We start from the raw sequence: 19,555 nt of genomic DNA, 5'->3' as shown, positions 1-19,555 counted from the left end.
CTACAAAGGCGCTGCCATGTCCCTTCCGCAAAAGGTGAATCTCGTTGAAGTCGGCCCGCGTGACGGCCTGCAGAATGAAGCACAACCCATCAGTGTCGACGACAAGGTGCGCCTGGTGGATGACCTGACGGCAGCCGGGCTGGGCCATATCGAGGTCGGCAGTTTTGTCTCGGCCAAATGGGTCCCGCAGATGGCGGGCTCTGCACAGGTGTTCGAACGCATCCAGCGTCGTGAGGGCGTCATCTACTCGGCGCTGGCGCCAAATCTGCGTGGCTTTGAAGATGCCTTGGCGGCCGGCGTCAGGGAGGTCGCGGTGTTCGCGGCGGCGACCGAAGGGTTCTCGCAACGCAACCTCAACTGCTCGATCAGCGAAAGCCTGGAGCGCTTCGCGCCTGTCATGGAAGCAGCACGCATGCATGGTGTGCAGGTTCGAGGGTATGTGTCATGCGTGCTGGGCTGCCCTTACGAGGGCAGTGTTTCGCCCGAACAGGTCGCGACGGTCGCCAACGAACTGCACGCGATGGGCTGCTATGAAATTTCCTTGGGCGACACCATCGGAACCGGCACGCCGGGCGCTACACGGGCATTGTTCAACGCCGTGGCTGCGCAGATACCGCGCGGCAAGCTGGCTGGCCACTTCCATGACACCTATGGCCAGGCATTGGTGAATATCTACGCAAGCCTGGAGGAAGGCATCCAGGTGTTCGACAGCTCCGTGGCCGGCCTCGGTGGCTGCCCTTACGCCAAGGGCGCCAGCGGCAATGTGGCCACTGAAGACGTGCTGTATATGTTGCAGGGGCTGGGTATCGAAACCGGCGTCGATCTGGACCAGGTCATCGCGGCGGGCCAGCGCATCTGCGACGTGCTGCACCGTAGCAATGGCTCTCGTGTAGCAAAGGCCAGATTGTCTGCGTAACGCTGTCGTCGTCTGTCGGTAACAGGGTGCGACAACTTGCCACAGAGTGTTACTCTGCCCCGCGTCGAGTCGAGACAAACGGGTAACACGGAAACACTCGGCCGCAGAATCAAACGGTCCGATGCCGGAAAAACAAGGTCATCCCCCGGTATTACAGGGGTTTTGAAAAACTGGCACGGGTCCTGCTATATCCTTCGTACAACAAAAATAAAAACACGCAGTAACCCAATAAAAACAACACGTACCGGCTCTGACATAACAAGAACAACACGGACAGAGACGTAGCTAACAGATTTTTTTGAAGTGGATAGCTTTTCTGAACCGCTTGCCTCGCAAGTCGTTCGCAGCCAGACAGAGAATAATAAAACTGCCCCAAGGCAGCTGCCGAACTGGTCGGATCACTACGATGAAAGTGTCATCAGCGCTCAAAAAAATACGTTTGCTCTTGGTCCCGCATGCGGATCGCTCAAAAAAGATGTGAAGGGCCAGGTCGCCAAAAACAACAACAGGCCTCCCGAAAAACAAAAAAGAGCATAGCAACATACCTTGAAGGGGAGCCCAGGCTCCCCTTCGTGCTTTCCGGCGTTCCGCCCTCTTCTCTCATGATTGAACACTACAGTCCGATCACGCTTTGTTCACATCGGCATCGGCGTTGACAGCACAATCCTACAGGTTTACGTTAACGTAAAGGTCATAGCTGGCACACGCCACAACCGACCCACGAACAAAGCGTCATTCAAGAACAAAAAGGAACGCCCCATGAGTTACCCCAGCCTGAATTTCGCCCTGGGCGAAACCATCGACATGCTGCGTGATCAGCTGCAGTCTTTCGTCGCCGCAGAGCTTGCCCCGCGCGCAGCGCAGATCGACAAGGACAACCTGTTCCCCGCCGACATGTGGCGCAAGTTCGGTGAAATGGGCGTACTGGGGATTACTGTCAGCGAAGAATATGGTGGCGCGGGCCTGGGTTATCTGGCGCACGTCGTGGCGATGGAAGAAATAAGCCGTGGCTCGGCATCCGTGGCGCTGTCCTATGGCGCCCATTCCAACCTGTGCGTTAACCAGATCAATCGCAATGGCAGCCCGGCGCAAAAGACCCGTTACCTGCCCAAGCTGATCAGCGGCGAACACGTTGGCGCACTGGCCATGAGCGAACCCAATGCCGGCTCGGACGTGGTGTCGATGAAACTGCGCGCCGACAAGCGCGGTGGTCGCTATGTGCTCAACGGCAGCAAGACCTGGATCACCAACGGGCCGGATGCCAACACCTACGTGATCTACGCCAAGACCGACCTGGAAAAGGCAGCCCACGGCATCAGTGCGTTTATCGTCGAACGCGACTGGAAAGGCTTCTCGCGCGGCAGCAAGTTCGACAAGCTGGGCATGCGCGGCTCCAACACCTGCGAACTGTTTTTCGATGATGTCGAGGTGCCCGAAGAGAACCTGCTGGGCGTGCTTGATGGTGGCGTCAGGGTGCTGATGAGCGGCCTCGATTACGAGCGCGTCGTGCTCTCCGGCGGTCCCACCGGGATCATGCAGGCGTGCATGGACGTGGTGGTGCCCTACATTCACGACCGCAAGCAGTTCGGCCAGAGTATCGGCGAGTTTCAGCTGATTCAGGGCAAGGTCGCAGACATGTACACCCAGCTCAATGCCAGCCGGGCCTACCTGTACGCGGTGGCCCAGGCCTGCGACCGCGGCGAGACCACTCGCAAGGACGCTGCCGGGGTGATCCTGTACAGCGCCGAGCGCGCCACGCAGATGGCGCTGGAAGCCATCCAGATTCTGGGCGGCAATGGCTACATCAACGAGTTCCCGGCGGGCCGACTGTTGCGCGACGCCAAACTCTACGAGATCGGCGCAGGCACCAGTGAAATCCGGCGCATGCTCATCGGTCGCGAACTGTTCAACGAAACCCGTTGATTGCGGAGCCACCATGACCATCCTGCAGACCCGAATCAACACCCGTTCGCCGGAATTCATCCTCAATCGCGACGCCCTGCTCAAGCAGGTCGAAGCACTGCGCTCGCTGTTGAGCAACGTCCAGCAAGGGGGCGGCCGCAAAGCCCAGGAGCGTCACACTTCACGCGGCAAGTTGCTGCCGCGCGAGCGTATCAACCGCTTGCTGGACACCGGCTCGCCGTTTCTGGAAATCGGCCAACTGGCTGCGCATGAGGTGTACGGCGAAGAGGTGCCGGCCGCTGGCGTGATCGCCGGAATCGGCCGGGTCGAGGGCGTCGAATGTATGATCATCGCCAACGATGCCACGGTCAAAGGCGGCTCCTATTACCCGCTGACCGTCAAAAAGCATTTGCGCGCGCAAACGATCGCCCAGCAGAACCGCCTGCCATGCATCTATCTGGTGGACTCAGGCGGCGCCAACCTGCCACGTCAGGATGAGGTGTTTCCGGATCGCGAACATTTCGGACGGATATTCTTCAATCAAGCCAACATGAGTGCACAAGGAATTGCCCAGATCGCGGTGGTCATGGGCTCCTGCACCGCCGGTGGCGCATACGTACCGGCTATGGCCGACGAGGCGATCATGGTCCGCCAGCAGGCCACGATCTTCCTGGCCGGCCCGCCACTGGTCAAGGCAGCGACCGGCGAAGTGGTGAGCGCCGAAGAGCTGGGTGGTGCCGATGTGCACTGCCGCACGTCCGGTGTGGCCGACCACTACGCGGACAACGACGATCACGCACTTGCATTGGCGCGACGCAGCATCGCCAATCTGAACTGGCGCAAGCAGGGTCAACTGAACACGGTCGCGCCCATTGCACCGCTGTACCCCGGCAATGACCTGTACGGCATCATCCCCGTCGACACAAAACAGCCCTTCGATGTACGGGAAGTCATCGCACGCCTGGTGGACGGCTCGGTACTCGACGAATTCAAGGCCCTGTTCGGCACCACGCTGGTGTGTGGCTTCGCGCGTCTGCACGGCTACCCGATCGCGATTCTCGCCAACAATGGCATCCTGTTCGCAGAAGCAGCCCAGAAAGGCGCGCACTTCATCGAGCTCGCTTGCCAGAGAGGCATCCCCCTGCTGTTCCTGCAGAACATCACCGGCTTCATGGTCGGCCAGAAGTATGAAGCCGGCGGCATCGCCAAGCATGGCGCCAAGCTGGTGACCGCCGTGGCCTGCGCCAGGGTGCCGAAATTCACGGTGATCATTGGCGGCAGTTTCGGCGCAGGAAACTACGGCATGTGTGGCCGCGCTTACGACCCGCGCTTTCTATGGATGTGGCCCAACGCGCGGATCGGCGTGATGGGCGGCGAACAGGCTGCCGGCGTGCTGGTGCAGGTCAAGTGCGAACAGGCGGAACGGGCTGGCCAGGCGTTCAGCGCCGAACAGCAGGCCGAACTGAAGCAGCCGATTCTCGATCAGTACGAGCATCAGGGTCATCCTTACTATTCCAGCGCCCGCCTGTGGGACGACGGGGTCATCGACCCGGCACAAACCCGCGACATTCTCGCGCTTGCCCTTTCCGCCTCGCTCAACGCGCCCATCGAACCTACCACTTTCGGCCTGTTCCGAATGTGAGCCGGGAAATGACCATGACTTCGACCTCCTTCGCAACCATAGAGCTGATCAACGACCCACGTGGCTTTGCCACGCTGTGGCTGAATCGACCAGACAAGAACAACGCCTTCAACGCGCAGATGATCCGCGAGCTGATTATCGCGCTGGAGCAGGTGCAAGGCGATGCCAGCCTGCGTTTCCTGCTGTTGCGCGGCCGTGGCCGGCATTTCAGTGCCGGTGCCGACCTGGCGTGGATGCAGCAGGCAGCAGACCTGGACTACAACACCAACCTGGATGACGCCCGCGAACTGGCAGAGCTGATGTACGGCCTCGCCAAGCTGAAAATCCCGACGCTCGCCGTGGTACAGGGCGCAGCATTCGGCGGTGCGCTGGGCCTGATCGGTTGCTGTGACATGGCTATTGCAGCGGTGGATGCGCAGTTCTGCCTGTCTGAAGTGCGCATCGGCCTGGCGCCAGCGGTCATCAGTCCTTTCGTGGTACAGGCCATCGGCGAACGCGCCACGCGACGCTACACCCTCACGGCCGAGCGCTTCGACGGCCAGCGGGCGCAGCAGATCGGCCTGGTCGCCGAGTGCTACCCGGCTGCAGAGCTGCAAGACCAAACGCAGCAATGGGTCGACAACCTGTTGCTCAACAGCCCGCAGGCCATGCGCGTCAGCAAGGAGCTGCTGCGCGAAGTCGGCAACGGTGAGCTGACCCCAGCGCTGCGTCGCTACTGTGAAAGCGCCATCGCGCGCATCCGTACCAGTGTCGAAGGACAGGAAGGCCTGCGCGCCTTCCTGCAAAAACGTACGCCCGGCTGGCAGCCAGTCATCCATCAGCCACCTGGCGATCCCGTTGCCGTAGCCTCGGCAGCCCGGCACGACCCACACAAGGACTCGCAGTCATGAGCACGCCCGAGCTGACCACGCTGCTGATTGCCAACCGCGGCGAGATTGCCTGTCGCATCATGCGCACGGCGAAAAACATGGGCCTCACCACGGTCGCCGTGCACAGCGCCATTGACCGTAACGCACGGCATAGCCGCGAGGCCGATATCTGCGTGGACCTTGGCGGCAGCAAGGCCGCAGAGAGTTATCTGGCGATAGACAAGCTTGTCGAAGCCGCCAGGGCGAGTGGCGCGCACGCGATCCATCCCGGCTACGGTTTTCTGTCTGAAAATGCCGATTTTGCACGCGCCATCGAAAACGCCGGGCTGATTTTCCTCGGTCCACCCGCCTCGGCCATCGATGCCATGGGCAGCAAATCCGCCGCCAAGGCATTGATGGAACAGGCAGGTGTGCCTCTGGTGCCTGGCTACCACGGTGAAGCACAGGACATCGAAACATTCCGCGCTGCGGCCGAGCGCATCGGCTACCCGGTGCTGTTGAAAGCCACCGCAGGTGGCGGCGGCAAAGGCATGAAAGTGGTCGAGCACATTGGCGAACTGGCCGAAGCGCTGGCTTCCGCGCAACGCGAGGCGCTGTCCTCGTTCGGTGACGCGAGAATGCTGGTGGAGAAATACGTGCTCACCCCGCGCCACGTCGAGATACAGGTATTTGCCGACCGGCATGGCCACTGCCTGTACCTCAATGAGCGCGATTGCTCCATTCAACGCCGACACCAGAAGGTCGTCGAGGAAGCACCAGCGCCCGGCCTGACACCTACATTGCGCAAAGCCATGGGCGAAGCCGCAGTAAAAGCCGCGCAAGCCATCGGCTACGTGGGTGCAGGTACAGTCGAGTTCCTTCTGGACGCACGCGGCGAGTTTTTCTTCATGGAAATGAATACCCGCCTGCAGGTGGAACACCCGGTCACCGAGTACATCACGGGGCTGGACCTGGTGGAATGGCAGATCCGCGTCGCCAGGGGCGAATCGCTGCCCATCACCCAGGAGCAGGTGCCCCTCACCGGCCACGCCATCGAAGTCCGTCTATACGCCGAAGACCCGGCCAACGACTTTCTCCCGGCAACCGGCACCCTGGAGCTCTACAGAGAGCCTGCCCCCGGCCCCGGCAGGCGGGTGGACAGCGGCGTTGCCGAGGGCGATAACATTTCGCCCTTCTACGACCCGATGCTCGGCAAGCTGATTGCCTGGGGTGAAGACCGCGAGCAAGCCCGTCTGCGCCTGCTGGCCATGCTCGATGAGTTTGCCGTGGGCGGAGTTCGGACCAACCTGGCGTTTCTGCGCAGAATCATCGCGCATCCAGCATTCGCCGCCGCGCAGCTTGATACCGGATTCATTCCCCGTTATCAGACGCAACTGCTGCCGCAAACCGATGAGCCGGACGAGACATTCTGGCAGGCCGCCGCCGAGGCCTTCAGCCAGAGCGAACCGGCACGCATCGATCAAGCCGATCCGTATTCGCCCTGGTCAGTCGGCAGTGGCTTTCGCGCCGGCCTGCCCGCGCAGACGGATCTGCGACTGAGCTGCAACGGTCAGACCCGCAACACCTGCCTGCACAACAGCAGCCCGTCGTTATTCACCCTGAGTGGCGAGCATCTGCAGGTCGAGCACAACGGTATGCGCCAACGACACCTGGCGATACGGCGCGGCAATACGCTGTATCTCGAATGGCAAGACGAGTTACACAGCGTCATCCGGCTGGACGCCATCGCTCAGGCAGACGTCGGTGACGGTCAGCATGCAGGCCTGACGGCACCGATGAATGGCAGCATCGTACGGGTATTGGTTGAAGTGGGTCAGGCTGTCGAATCTGGTGCGCAACTGGTGGTGCTGGAAGCCATGAAGATGGAACACAGCATCCGCGCCGCCAGCGCCGGGGTGATTACCGCGCTCTACTGTCATGAGGGCGAGATGGTCAACGAAGGCGCGATACTGGTGGAGCTGGACTGACGCTCGTCAACCGCCGCACATGAAAACGCCCTGAACAGTCAGGGCGTTTTCGTGCAGCAACTTACTTGCCAAAAAGAGCCGCTTAGTAGTAGGCGTTTTCTTTCTGCGTATGGTCGGTAACATCGCGAACGCCCGACAGCTCGGGAATACGCTCAAGCAGTGTGCGCTCGATACCTTCCTTCAGCGTAACATCGGCCTGACCACAGCCCTGGCAACCGCCACCGAACTGCAGCACGGCGATATTCTTCGCCTCTTCCTCGACCACGTCGATCAGCGTGACCTGACCGCCATGACTGGCGAGGCCCGGATTGATCTCGGTTTGCAGGTAGTAATTGATACGCTCGTTGATCGGGCTGTCGGCATTGACCATCGGCACTTTGGCGTTCGGCGCCTTGATGGTCAGCTGGCCGCCCATCCGGTCGGTGGCGTAGTCGACCACTGCATCGTCCAGAAAGGCCTCGCTGAAGCCGTCGATCCAGGCCGTGAAGCTCTTCAGGCCGATGGCCTTGTCTTCCGGTTTTTCTTCACCCGGCTTGCAGTAGGCAATGCAGGTTTCGGCGTACTGAGTGCCGGGCTGGGTGATAAATACGCGGATGCCAATGCCCGGGGTATTCTGCTTTTCCAGCAGATCGGCCAGATAATCGTGGGCGGCATCGGTAATAGTGATAGCGGTCATGAAAATTCCTCGCAGACGTGCGTGCAGTTTACGCCAATCGGCCGCCTCACACAAAGTCCTAGTATTTTTGTCAGGTTAATGCCTGCGCCTGACCGAGCGCCCGGCGTCCATCCAGCCAGGCTTTCATCCGGCGGTAGAGGCCCTTCTCGATCCACTCATAACTGACCCAGGCACCGATGGCGATGATCGGCACGCAGAACGCGAAAACCACATAGGGGCTGAGGCCAAAGCGCTGCGCCATCAGCAAGCCGCCGTACAGCACCAGAACGTGCAGCAGGTACACCGAATACGAGCAGTCACCCAGCACCTTGAGCAGGCGATTGCCCTGGAAATACGGTTCCAGCGAGATGCACGACAGCACGATCAAGGCACTCGGCAGGCCCCAGTTGAGCAGGCGCTGCTCGTTGGTCAGGTTATTGATCGCATACAGCCCGACCGCAATGCCTGCCATCGGCAGCCACAGCGCCGGTTTGATCCAGCCACGGCGATAGAGGATGCCGATGCCGATACCCAGCAGGAATTCGTAAATGATGTCGTTGCCGTAGAAGCGGCTGATCAGCCCGGCGCGAGCCAGAACCTCACTGACCGCAAACAGCGCTGCGGCAATGATCAGCGGCCGGTGACGCTGTTGGAAGAGGAACACCATCGAGAACAGCAGGTAGAAAAACATCTCATAGTTGAGCGTCCAGCCAACGTTGAGCGTCGGGTAGAGACCATAACCACCGGGGTTTTCGGAAGGAATGAAGACCAGTGACAAGAGGAAGTTCTGCCACCCGATGACCTGGTGCGGGAGCATCGGCGCTGCAATCAGCAGCAGCAACGCCATGGCGGCGGTGTACAGCCAATAGGCCGGAACGATGCGAATCAGACGATGCAGAATAAAGCGCCGTGCTGGCATGTCGCTGTTCTGCGTCGACAAGAAGATCACCAGACCACTGATGACGAAGAAGATATCGACGCCGACCGCGCCCTTTGACACAAAGAATTGCCCTACCGGACCACTGGCTTTGAAATCGAAAAAAATCTGCATGAAGTGATGACACACCACGACCCACGCTGCGAACGCCCGTAGGGCCTGAACTGAAATCAACATCACTAAAAACCTCTACTTCCTGACTTTCAATCATGAGCCGCTGAATAAACCGGCCTATGACGCGCACCATTTCGGACCACCTTTTTGAAAAAAAGGTCGCGCAAGATACATTTCGTTCAGGAAGTAAAGATGGCCGCAGGCCATGTTGCACAAGGGCCTGCGGCGTGAAGCCCCGGTTTTTCAGAGGTTCTCGTAGCGATTCATGTCCAGCACGCCCGCTTCGCGCGGTTCAGTTTCCTGAACGTAGCGATTCAGATCGTGGAAGTAACTCCAGAACAGTGGATGAGTACGACGGATGCCCCAACGCTGGACGATTTGTTCGAAACTCGCCTGATCCTTGCTCTGCTGCATGGCATCGACAAAGGCCGGCACCTGTGCGACCGGAATATTGAAGATGAAATTCGGATAACTGCTGAGCACGCCCGGGTAGACAGTCAGTGTGTCCAGGCCCGGAATATAACGGTACGACTCGCCCAGCAGAAACGCGACATTACTGTGTGCGCGGTTGCGCAACATACTGTAGATCACGCGCTTGCCATTGCCGCCCTCGATGCGCAGCATGCTCGCTTCCGGCAACTGATCGATGACCTTCAGACCCGCAGCAGGACGCGACGTCAATCGGCTCAGCGCCTGTTCTGCCTGGGCAAAGCTGCTGTCGAGGCCAGGCCGCGAGCAATACGCCCCGATGCAGCGGTTGATCGGGTCAGGTGCGGCATTCAAAGTGCCGAAGCGCTCGATCAGCCTGGACGCAAAGTCACGCTTTGCGGCCTTTTCATCGAGCTTGATGCCAGTCGGCGTATCGTCGTCGATCTTCTGGTAATCCAGCCACATCTTGATTTTGCCGCCCTCCTGATAAAGATCACTGAGCATGTCTTCACGCAGGTCGGCAGGCATCAGGCGCAGGAAATTGATCTCGGCACCGTTGCGGATCAAATCGAAATACAGCCGCGTCTGGGCTTGATGTGAAACATTGCCATAGACATCGAAGTTCACCGCCAACTGATAATAGGTGCGCTCCAGCAGCGGGTAGTCGAACAGCCACATGGAGTGCGGCACGTCGCCAATCAGCCCTTTATTGACCGACGCACTGTCGAAATGGCGGAAAACGGTCAGCAAGGCGTTGTCATTTCCTGCCCACAGCGTGCTCCAGCCCGGCGCTGGCATTTTCGCGTAGCTGTCGCGGCGCAGATCTTCATACTCATTGCGCCGGTCGCGGTAGGACAGCCACAGGCTCAGCACGCTGCCCACGTCATCGTTCTGCCCCGGCATGGCCAGCAATGGCGTGGCCTCCCCGCGATACGTCGCGTCGGTGATGTAGCGATCGTGCGACGGGTCCTGGAACAGCACCCAGAACTGATCGCGAATCACGTCTGTGGCGATCTGCCCGCGACAGACCGGCCCGCGAATGAACGTGCGAACGAAATACTCGGCGTTGTCGAGCATGAACTGATAACGCGCCACCGCAGGGATGGCTTCGAAGGTCAGAAACGGATTGGCACGATGGCCAGGGCCGTAACCCGGCAATGCGCTGACTTTCCAGTCGGCCCCATAGAACAACTGCCTGACCCGCGCCAGTTTCTGCGGGCTCATGGCGTAGGTAATGTGGGTCTTGTGAACGATCACACCTTGCACGGGGATCAACCGGTAATAGAAGTCGCTGCCCGGATCGTCGTCGGGACGACGGGTAGCGATCAGGTCCACAGGTTTGCCGCTCGGCGTTCGCGAGCGCACCCACTGGAAGAAGTGCCCCGCCTCACCGCCTTCGAAATAGATGTGCGCCAGGAACAGATGCTCGAACAGCCAGCGACCGACCAGCGCCTGATTCGCGCCAGGTTCGTTGAGCTGCGCCTCCCAGGCATTGATCTGCGCGGCCTCGGTGACACTCGGGGTAATGGTCTGCTGCTCGACCGGCGCACCGGCGGCCAGCCAGCGCTGCAGGGTCTGGTATTCGGCATCGGTCAGTCCGGCGACCGCCAGCGGCATGCCCTGTTGCGCGTGGGCAGCCGCATAGGCATTGAATTCGCCGGGCAGCGGGCAGACGTTTTCGCGATTGATCCCCAGGGCGATGTCATCCGGAATCCTGCTGTTGGCTGGCAAAGGTGCGCTGCGGCCCAGATCAAGCATGCGCGTCATCAATGCCGCCTGACTGCCCTGGGCTTCCAGTACTGAATAGAAGCCCTTGCCGCGCCACGCGTCGGTATCACGTGCATCATAAAACAGACGCGTCGGCGCAACCGCCTCGCTGCGTTCGCCCTGATAGACAGGGACTTTGCTGGCGCCACGGCTCACACCTTCGCCACTGCCCAGATTCAACTGGCAGGGAGCGTCATTGCAGGCGTGGCAGGCCACGCACTTCTCGGTGAGGATCGGCTGGATGTCCTTCACATAGGAAATCGCCGGGGATGCCGGTATGACGGGGGGTGCAGGAGTCTGAGCCTTGGCAGCACAGCAGATAAAAAGCAAGGCGACGCTTGCCAACAAACGGTGTGGCATATCCCGTGGGCTCTGATATTAAAATGGCATAATTCTACAAGGGCATCACTCGCTCCAACATGAATGATTTTCATGCAAAAGGCGCAACAACACCAAAACCGTTCCGGTTTGCTATCATCCCGTTCTTTAAAGAATCGACCTTCTCAAGGTAGCCCCCATGTCTGACCGCAGCGCCCGCCATCAAGCCTTTCTCACTGCTCTGAAACAGCGGATCCTGATCCTCGATGGCGGCATGGGCACCATGATCCAGAGCTACAGGCTCGAAGAACAGGATTACCGCGGCAAGCGTTTCGCCGACTGGCCTAGCGATGTCAAAGGCAACAACGACCTGTTGATCCTGACCCGCCCTGACGTGATCGGCGCCATTGAGAAGGCTTATCTGGATGCCGGTGCCGACATCCTCGAAACCAACACATTCAACGCTACCCAGGTGTCTCAGGCCGATTACGGCATGGAATCGATCGTCTACGAGCTGAACGTCGAAGGCGCACGCCTGGCGCGCAAGGTCGCAGACGCCAAGACACTGGAAACCCCGGACAAGCCGCGTTTCGTGGCGGGCGTGCTGGGCCCTACCAGCCGCACCTGTTCGCTGTCGCCGGACGTCAACAACCCCGGCTATCGCAATGTGACCTTCGACGAACTGGTCGAGAACTACACCGAAGCGACCAAGGGGCTGATCGAGGGCGGTGCCGACCTGATCCTGATCGAGACCATTTTCGACACACTCAACGCCAAGGCGGCGATCTTTGCCGTACAGGGTGTATTCGAAGAAGTGGGCTTTGAACTGCCAATCATGATCTCCGGAACCATCACCGATGCCTCGGGGCGCACCCTGTCCGGCCAGACCACCGAAGCGTTCTGGAACTCGATCAGTCATGCCAAACCGATCTCGGTCGGCCTGAACTGCGCACTGGGCGCGAGCGAACTGCGCCCCTACCTGCAAGAGCTGGCCAATAAAGCCAACACCCATGTGTCCGCGCACCCCAACGCCGGCTTGCCGAATGCATTTGGCGAATACGACGAACTGCCGAGCCAGACGGCGAAGATCATCGAAGAGTTCGCCCAGAGCGGCTTCCTGAACATCGTCGGCGGCTGCTGCGGTACCACCCCGGCGCACATCAAGGCGATTGCCGAGGCGGTTTCGGGTTACTCGCCGCGGGAAATTCCGGACATCCCCAAGGCCTGCCGCCTGTCGGGCCTCGAACCGTTCACCATCGATCGCCAGTCGCTGTTCGTCAACGTCGGCGAGCGTACCAACATCACCGGCTCTGCCCGCTTCGCCCGCCTGATCCGTGAAGACAACTACACCGAAGCCCTGGAAGTCGCCCTGCAGCAGGTCGAAGCCGGCGCCCAGGTGATCGATATCAACATGGACGAAGGGATGCTCGACTCGAAGAAGGCCATGGTGACCTTCCTCAACCTCATCGCAGGTGAGCCGGACATCTCCCGCGTACCGATCATGATCGACTCCTCGAAGTGGGAAGTGATCGAGGCCGGCCTCAAGTGCATCCAGGGCAAGGGCATCGTCAACTCCATCAGCATGAAGGAAGGCGTCGAGCAGTTCATTCATCACGCGCGGCTGTGCAAGCGATACGGCGCGGCCGTGGTGGTCATGGCCTTCGACGAACAGGGTCAGGCCGATACCGAGGCGCGCAAGAAGGAAATCTGCAAACGCTCCTACGACATTCTGGTCAACGAAGTGGGCTTCCCGCCGGAAGACATCATCTTCGACCCGAACATCTTCGCCATCGCCACCGGTATCGAAGAACACAACAACTACGCCGTGGACTTCATCAACGCCTGCGCCTACATCCGTGACGAGCTACCGTATGCGCTGACCTCGGGTGGCGTGTCCAACGTGTCGTTCTCGTTCCGTGGCAACAACCCGGTGCGTGAAGCGATCCACTCGGTGTTCCTGCTGCATGCAATCCGCAATGGCCTTAGCATGGGCATCGTCAACGCCGGGCAGCTGGAAATCTACGACCAGATTCCCGCTGAACTGCGTGACTGCGTCGAAGACGTAGTGCTCAACCGCAATCCCGAGGGCACGGATGCGTTGCTGGCAATTGCCGACAAGTTCAAGGGTGATGGCAGCGTCAAGGAGGCCGAAACCGAGGAATGGCGCAGCTGGCCGGTCAATCAGCGTCTGGAGCACGCGCTGGTCAAGGGCATCACCACGCACATCGTCCAGGACACCGAAGAGTCGCGCCTGGCATTCACCCGCCCTATCGAAGTGATCGAGGGCCCGCTGATGGCGGGCATGAACGTGGTCGGTGACCTGTTTGGCGCAGGCAAGATGTTCCTGCCTCAGGTGGTCAAGTCCGCGCGCGTGATGAAGCAGGCAGTGGCGCACCTGATTCCGTTCATCGAGCTGGAAAAGGGCGACAAGCCCGAAGCCAAGGGCAAAATCCTGATGGCCACCGTCAAGGGCGACGTGCATGACATCGGCAAGAACATCGTCGGCGTAGTACTGGGCTGTAACGGCTACGACATTGTCGACCTGGGCGTGATGGTGCCTGCAGAGAAAATCCTGCAAGTGGCCCGCGACGAGAAATGCGACATTATCGGCCTGTCCGGCCTGATCACGCCGTCACTGGACGAAATGGTCCATGTCGCCAGAGAGATGCAGCGCCAGGACTTCCACCTGCCATTGATGATCGGCGGCGCGACCACGTCCAAGGCGCACACGGCGGTGAAGATCGAGCCTAAATACAGCAATGACGCAGTAATCTACGTCACCGATGCTTCCCGAGCGGTCGGCGTCGCGACCCAGTTGCTGTCGAAAGAGCTGAAGCCGGCCTTTATTGAAAAGACCCGACTCGAATACGTCGAAGTGCGTGAGCGCACCTCGGCACGCAGCGCGCGCACCGAACGCCTGAGCTACGGTGCTGCGGTGGCCAAAAAGCCGCAGTTCGACTGGGAAAACTACACCCCTGCCCAACCGACGTTCACCGGCACCCGGGTGCTGCAGGATATCGATCTGAACGTGCTGGCCGAGTACATCGACTGGACGCCGTTCTTCATTTCCTGGGATCTGGCTGGCAAGTTCCCGCGCATCCTCACCGACGAAGTGGTCGGTGAAGCGGCCACTGCGCTGTATGCTGACGCCACGCAGATGCTGCGCAAGCTGATCGACGAGAATCTGATCAGCGCCCGCGCGGTATTCGGCTTCTGGCCAGCCAATCAGGTCAATGACGATGATCTGGAAGTCTATGGCGACGACGGCAAGCCGCTGGCCAGGCTGCATCACCTGCGCCAGCAGACCATCAAGCCCGACGGCAAGCCGAACTTCTCGCTGGCCGACTTCGTTGCACCAAAGGACAGCGGCCTGACCGACTACATCGGCGGGTTCATCGCCACTGCCGGCATCGGCGCCGAGGAAGTCGCCAAGGCTTATCAGGACAAGGGCGACGATTACAACTCGATCATGGTCAAGGCGCTTGCCGATCGTCTCGCCGAAGCCTGCGCCGAGTGGCTGCACCAGCAGGTGCGTAAGGAATACTGGGGTTATGCGCAGGACGAAGCGCTGGACAACGAAGCGCTGATCAAGGAGCAATACATGGGCATCCGCCCGGCGCCGGGCTACCCGGCCTGCCCCGATCACACGGAAAAGGGCACCCTGTTCGCCCTGCTCGATCCACTGCCGGAAGGCAGCGCCGAACATATCGCAGGCAAGAGCGGCGTGTTCCTGACCGAGCACTATGCGATGTTCCCGGCTGCAGCGGTCAGCGGCTGGTATTTCGCCCACCCCCAGGCGCAGTATTTTGCAGTGGGCAAGGTCGACAAGGATCAGGTCGAAAGCTACACCGCCCGCAAGGGTCAGGACCTGAGCGTCACCGAACGCTGGCTGGCACCCAACCTGGGCTACGACGAGTAACGCCTGACCGGTTATCTGCCGCCTGAGTGGTCAGGCGGCAACATGCCTTTCAGCGAAAATGGCGACGCTTCGCCAGAAGTTTCCATATTGAATGCCTGGATATCGAGCCTGTAATGCTCGTCCCGGGCGGCATCCAGAAAGCGCTGCGCATCCTGTGGCTCGACCACGTGAATCACATCAATGATTCGTGTGCCGATCTGTTGCCGGGCCTGCCATTGAGCAGTGTCATAGTGGTGCAAGAGAATGATGGCCCACCCGCCCAGGGTGAAATGCCCTGAAGCCACGACACTCAGGCTGCCATTGAGCTGAGCCCGCAGTGAAAGCGACGTGCCGTTGATCGCACTGAACAGTACGTCCTGCCCCGGCTTGCCGCCGCTCTCGCGCAATGCATCCATCGCACCAAACGCCATTTGCTCGTTGGCAGCCCACACCAAGCGTGTCTGCGGATAGCGCTTGAACAGCACGCGCGCCTGCTCGAGCGCGCGATCACGGCGCCAGCCACCCAGCGCAATCTGCCGTAGATGCACCTCTGGGTGCTCTGACAAGGCCCGCAGCATGCCTTTTTCACGCAGCAGGGAAACGGGCGTGGTGTTGGTCCCGGAAAACGCGAGCATGTCGATGACCTGACCGTCTGCGCCAGGCGCCGCGAGACTGATAAGCCGCTTTGCCGTCAGATAGCCGCCCTGTTCATCGTTGCCCACCAGGCTGCCGATGAAGTCCGGATAACGCGATGGCAGATCACCGAGAATCCGAATCTGGTCCTCGGTCAGCGTATTGTTGACGGCAAACAGCTTGACCCCGCTGCCCACGGACATACGCAGGACTTCAGGGGCGATATTCAACTCATTGGAAAACAACAGGTAATCCGGGCGCTCATCACCTTGCAGCGCCGCTCGCGCCAGATCGAGCAACTTGCGAGTGTCGCGCTCGGTATAGAGTATTTTCAGTGACATGCCGGTGGTGTCGGCAGCCGTCTGCATGACCCGGGAGTAACTCTGCCAATAGCCATCGGATGGTGCGCCGGGGTTCAGAAATACCACCGAGGCGGCATGTGTCGCCCCGCCCCAGAGACAACTGCACAGTAACAGCCAGCCAGCATGTAACGCCTTCATATCAACGAACCTTGAAGCAGCAGGGATTTAGCACTACGAGCGTGTTATCGGCTGCGGCAGCAAGATTCTGGAGACTCCGGCAGATTCTTTATCAGCCCTTCACTGGCTGCTGGCCCAGAACATCGCTGCGCCTACCACCAGAATGACAATGAATAAAATGGCCCAGGTGTCCACGGATCTGCCTGGCTTGGCTACTTTCGGGTGCTTGCTCATCGCATCGCCTCTTGTCGGTCTTGTGGGTGATTGCACATGAATAGGAGTGTCACGACACCTGCTCGGCATCGGTCAACATTCAGTTAAGTCGAGTCTTGCCCACACGGCAAGCAGGGATATGCACGGACGCGGTTTTGCTTATCGCTTTTAGTGATTTGCATATATATAAACATCACTTTTATCGATAACTGCAAACTGCTATCGTCGCCTTCGCTCCCCAAAGAGTGCGCGGCCGTGCGCGCAGAATTGACCAGATGAAGCAGGAAACAACGAGCAGCGGGCTTTTTCCAGACTGACGCCACTGCCCTGCTTCATGACGAAGCCTGAGAACAGGACCTATATGTACGTATACGACGATTACGATCAGAAGATCATCGAGGACCGCGTCAAGCAGTTCCGGGATCAGACCCGACGCTACCTGGCCGGGGAACTGAGCGAAGAAGAGTTTCGACCGTTGCGCCTGCAAAACGGTCTTTATGTTCAGCGCTTCGCGCCCATGTTGCGCGTGGCCGTTCCATACGGTCAGCTGACCTCGCGCCAGGCGCGCATGATGGCGAAAATCGCGCGCGACTATGATAAAGGCTACGCGCACATCAGTACCCGCCAGAACGTACAGTTCAACTGGCCTGCGCTTGAAGATGTTCCCGATATTCTCGCTGAACTGGCGACCGTGCAGATGCACGCTATCCAGACCAGTGGCAACTGCCTGCGCAACGTCACCACCGACCAGTTTGCCGGTGTGGCGGCAGACGAACTGGTAGACCCGCGCCCATGGTGCGAGATCGTCCGTCAGTGGACCACTTTCCACCCCGAATTCGCTTACCTACCGCGCAAGTTCAAGATCGCGATCAACGGTTCGACCAGTGACCGTGCAGCCATCGAAGTGCATGACATCGGCCTCGAGCCATTGCGCAACGAAGCGGGCGAACTGGGCTTCCGTGTTCTGGTGGGTGGCGGCCTTGGCCGTACTCCTGTCGTCGGTGCCTTCATCAATGAGTTCCTGCCGTGGCAGGACCTGCTGAGCTACCTCGACGCCATCCTGCGGGTCTACAACCGCTATGGCCGTCGCGACAACAAGTACAAGGCGCGAATCAAGATTCTGGTCAAGGCGCTGACCCCTGAAGTGTTCGCCGCCAAGGTCGACGCTGAAATGGCGCACCTGCGCGGCGGTCAGACCACCCTGACCGAAGCCGAAGTGCAGCGCGTTTCCCGCCACTTCGTCGACCCGCAATACAAGACCCTCAGCGATCAGCACGCCGAACTGGCAGCGCTGGACGCTCAGCACCCCGGCTTCGCTCGCTGGCGTCAACGCAATGTGCTGGCGCACAAGAAGCCCGGCTACATTGCCGTGACCCTGTCGCTCAAGCCAACCGGCGTCGCCCCAGGCGATGTGACCGACAAGCAACTGGACGCCATTGCCGACCTGGCCGATCGCTACAGCTTCGGTCAACTGCGCACTTCTCACGAGCAGAACATCATTCTTGCCGATGTCGAGCAGAGTGAGCTGTTCACGCTGTGGAACGAGCTGCGCGACAATGGTTTCGCCACGCCGAACATTGGCCTTCTGACCGACATCATCTGCTGCCCGGGCGGTGATTTCTGCTCGCTGGCCAATGCCAAGTCGATCCCGATCGCCGAATCCATCCAGCGTCGTTTCGACGATCTGGACTACCTGTTCGATATCGGCGAGCTGGACCTGAATATCTCCGGCTGCATGAACGCCTGCGGCCACCACCATGTCGGCCATATCGGCGTGCTGGGCGTGGATAAGAAAGGTGAAGAGTTTTATCAGGTCTCGCTCGGCGGCAGTGCCAGCCGTGATGCGAGCCTGGGCAAGATTCTCGGCCCTTCCTTTGCCCAGGAGGCGATGCCGGACGTGATCGAGAAGCTGATCGACGTCTACGTTGAAAAACGGACTGAAGACGAGCGTTTCATCGATACCTACCAACGTATTGGCATTGACCCTTTCAAGGAGCGCGTCTATGCAGCGAATCATTAAGAACAACGAAGTCATCGATGAAACCTGGCATCTGCTGCCCAAGGATACTGCCTTTGACAGCCTGTCGAACTGCGACGACCTGATCGTGCCGCTGGCGCTGTGGCGCGAACACGCGCATTCGCTGAAGGCACGTGACGGCGGTCTGGGTGTGTGGCTGGACAGCGATGAGGAAGCCGAGGAGATCGGCGAGGACGTCGACCAGTTTCAGGTCATCGCCTTGAATTTCCCGGCGTTCACTGACGGCCGCAGCTTTTCGAATGCGCGCCTGCTGCGTGATCGTTTTGGCTACAAGGGTGAATTGCGCGCCATCGGCGACGTGTTGCGTGATCAGTTGTTTTACATGCGCCGCTGTGGCTTCGATGCGTTTGCGGTGCGTGCCGACAAGGATCCATACGAGGCGCTGGAAGGCCTGAAGGACTTCTCGGTCACCTATCAGGCCGCGACCGACGAGCCGCTGCCGCTGTTCCGCCGCCGCTGATTCAGGCGACGTTGAGTCATCGCTCCGGTGTTCACCTAAGATGACTATCGTTCCCACGCTCCAGCGTGGGAGCGCAGTTCTGGACGCTTTGCGTCCTCGTTTGTGGCGCTGCGCGTCACAAAAGGGTTCTTCGATGCCAGGTAGATTCAGATAAGACTCAAGCCCCCTTTTCGCCTCTCGGCGCCCTACTTTGAGGGACCAAAGTAGGCAAAGTCCTCGCTCCTGTTTCCGGCCCGACTTCGTCGTGTTCCTTCGCCTGTCACTAACGTCGCACTCTGCGTCGTCAGTGCCATCGTGGTTGAAAAGCACTTTAAAGCA

13 protein-coding genes are annotated in these 19,555 nt (G+C 59.8%); 8 read left to right on the top strand and 5 right to left on the bottom strand.

Features of this window, described 5'->3' with window-relative positions; genetic code table 11:
- The first annotated feature begins 16 nt into the window (after positions 1 to 16).
- On the top strand, positions 17 to 916 hold the full coding sequence (locus AO388_RS22020) for a hydroxymethylglutaryl-CoA lyase (protein ID WP_003369418.1): 900 nt from the start codon (positions 17 to 19) through the stop codon (positions 914 to 916).
- 285 nt (positions 917 to 1,201) lie between these two features.
- Here the strand turns inward: AO388_RS22020 and AO388_RS22015 are convergent, their stop codons facing one another.
- The gene (locus AO388_RS22015) at positions 1,202 to 1,459 is read right to left on the bottom strand and encodes a hypothetical protein (RefSeq protein ID WP_058417120.1); all 258 of its coding nucleotides are present in this window, start codon (positions 1,457 to 1,459) and stop codon (positions 1,202 to 1,204) included.
- 216 nt (positions 1,460 to 1,675) lie between these two features.
- Between AO388_RS22015 and AO388_RS22010 the strand changes: the two genes are divergently transcribed.
- From AO388_RS22010 to AO388_RS21995, 4 genes are read left to right on the top strand one after another with little or no spacing between them, the layout of a single operon-like run.
- Positions 1,676 to 2,839: an isovaleryl-CoA dehydrogenase gene (locus AO388_RS22010; RefSeq protein WP_058417119.1), complete on the top strand. Its 1,164-nt coding sequence runs from the start codon at positions 1,676 to 1,678 to the stop codon at positions 2,837 to 2,839.
- Positions 2,840 to 2,852: 13 nt separating this feature from the next.
- A complete protein-coding gene (locus AO388_RS22005; protein WP_054081473.1) occupies positions 2,853 to 4,460 on the top strand; it encodes a carboxyl transferase domain-containing protein in 1,608 nt (535 codons plus the stop codon).
- 14 nt (positions 4,461 to 4,474) lie between these two features.
- Complete coding sequence (locus tag AO388_RS22000) at positions 4,475 to 5,350, top strand: gamma-carboxygeranoyl-CoA hydratase (RefSeq protein ID WP_058417118.1); 876 nt, start codon at positions 4,475 to 4,477, stop codon at positions 5,348 to 5,350.
- Entirely contained in the window at positions 5,347 to 7,296 is a 1,950-nt protein-coding gene (locus tag AO388_RS21995) for an acetyl-CoA carboxylase biotin carboxylase subunit (protein ID WP_058417117.1), read from the top strand. Before AO388_RS22000 ends, AO388_RS21995 begins: the two co-directional genes overlap by 4 nt.
- A gap of 82 nt (positions 7,297 to 7,378) precedes the next feature.
- Here AO388_RS21995 and nfuA read toward each other — a convergent pair whose 3' ends face one another.
- From nfuA to AO388_RS21980, 3 genes are all read right to left on the bottom strand, one after another.
- Positions 7,379 to 7,972 (bottom strand): Fe-S biogenesis protein NfuA, encoded by a 594-nt coding sequence (gene nfuA / locus AO388_RS21990; RefSeq protein ID WP_002553665.1) that lies wholly within the window; start codon positions 7,970 to 7,972, stop codon positions 7,379 to 7,381.
- 70 nt (positions 7,973 to 8,042) lie between these two features.
- Positions 8,043 to 9,065: an acyltransferase family protein gene (locus AO388_RS21985; protein ID WP_003369396.1), complete on the bottom strand. Its 1,023-nt coding sequence runs from the start codon at positions 9,063 to 9,065 to the stop codon at positions 8,043 to 8,045.
- 180 nt (positions 9,066 to 9,245) lie between these two features.
- Positions 9,246 to 11,558: a fatty acid cis/trans isomerase gene (locus AO388_RS21980; RefSeq protein WP_058417116.1), complete on the bottom strand. Its 2,313-nt coding sequence runs from the start codon at positions 11,556 to 11,558 to the stop codon at positions 9,246 to 9,248.
- Positions 11,559 to 11,715: 157 nt separating this feature from the next.
- Here AO388_RS21980 and metH point away from each other — a divergent pair, with 157 nt between their 5' ends.
- Positions 11,716 to 15,435 (top strand): methionine synthase, encoded by a 3,720-nt coding sequence (gene metH / locus AO388_RS21975; protein ID WP_058417115.1) that lies wholly within the window; start codon positions 11,716 to 11,718, stop codon positions 15,433 to 15,435.
- An 11-nt stretch (positions 15,436 to 15,446) separates the two neighbouring features.
- Here the strand turns inward: metH and AO388_RS21970 are convergent, their stop codons facing one another.
- Positions 15,447 to 16,547, bottom strand: coding sequence for an ABC transporter substrate-binding protein (locus AO388_RS21970; RefSeq protein WP_003434136.1), 1,101 nt, complete (start codon positions 16,545 to 16,547; stop codon positions 15,447 to 15,449).
- Between the two features lie 553 nt (positions 16,548 to 17,100).
- On the opposite strand from AO388_RS21970, the gene AO388_RS21965 reads away from it, so the two are divergent.
- Entirely contained in the window at positions 17,101 to 18,759 is a 1,659-nt protein-coding gene (locus tag AO388_RS21965; RefSeq protein WP_003369389.1) for a nitrite/sulfite reductase, read from the top strand.
- Entirely contained in the window at positions 18,743 to 19,237 is a 495-nt protein-coding gene (locus AO388_RS21960) for a DUF934 domain-containing protein (protein ID WP_003369387.1), read from the top strand. Before AO388_RS21965 ends, AO388_RS21960 begins: the two co-directional genes overlap by 17 nt.
- Positions 19,238 to 19,555: the final 318 nt, after the last annotated feature.

Origin of the sequence: Pseudomonas sp. ICMP 10191 (assembly GCF_001467335.1) — a bacterium.
Taxonomy (GTDB): domain Bacteria; phylum Pseudomonadota; class Gammaproteobacteria; order Pseudomonadales; family Pseudomonadaceae; genus Aquipseudomonas; species Aquipseudomonas cerasi.
Note: the sequence above shows the minus strand (reverse complement) of the source record. Positions and strands in the feature narration are given on the sequence as shown.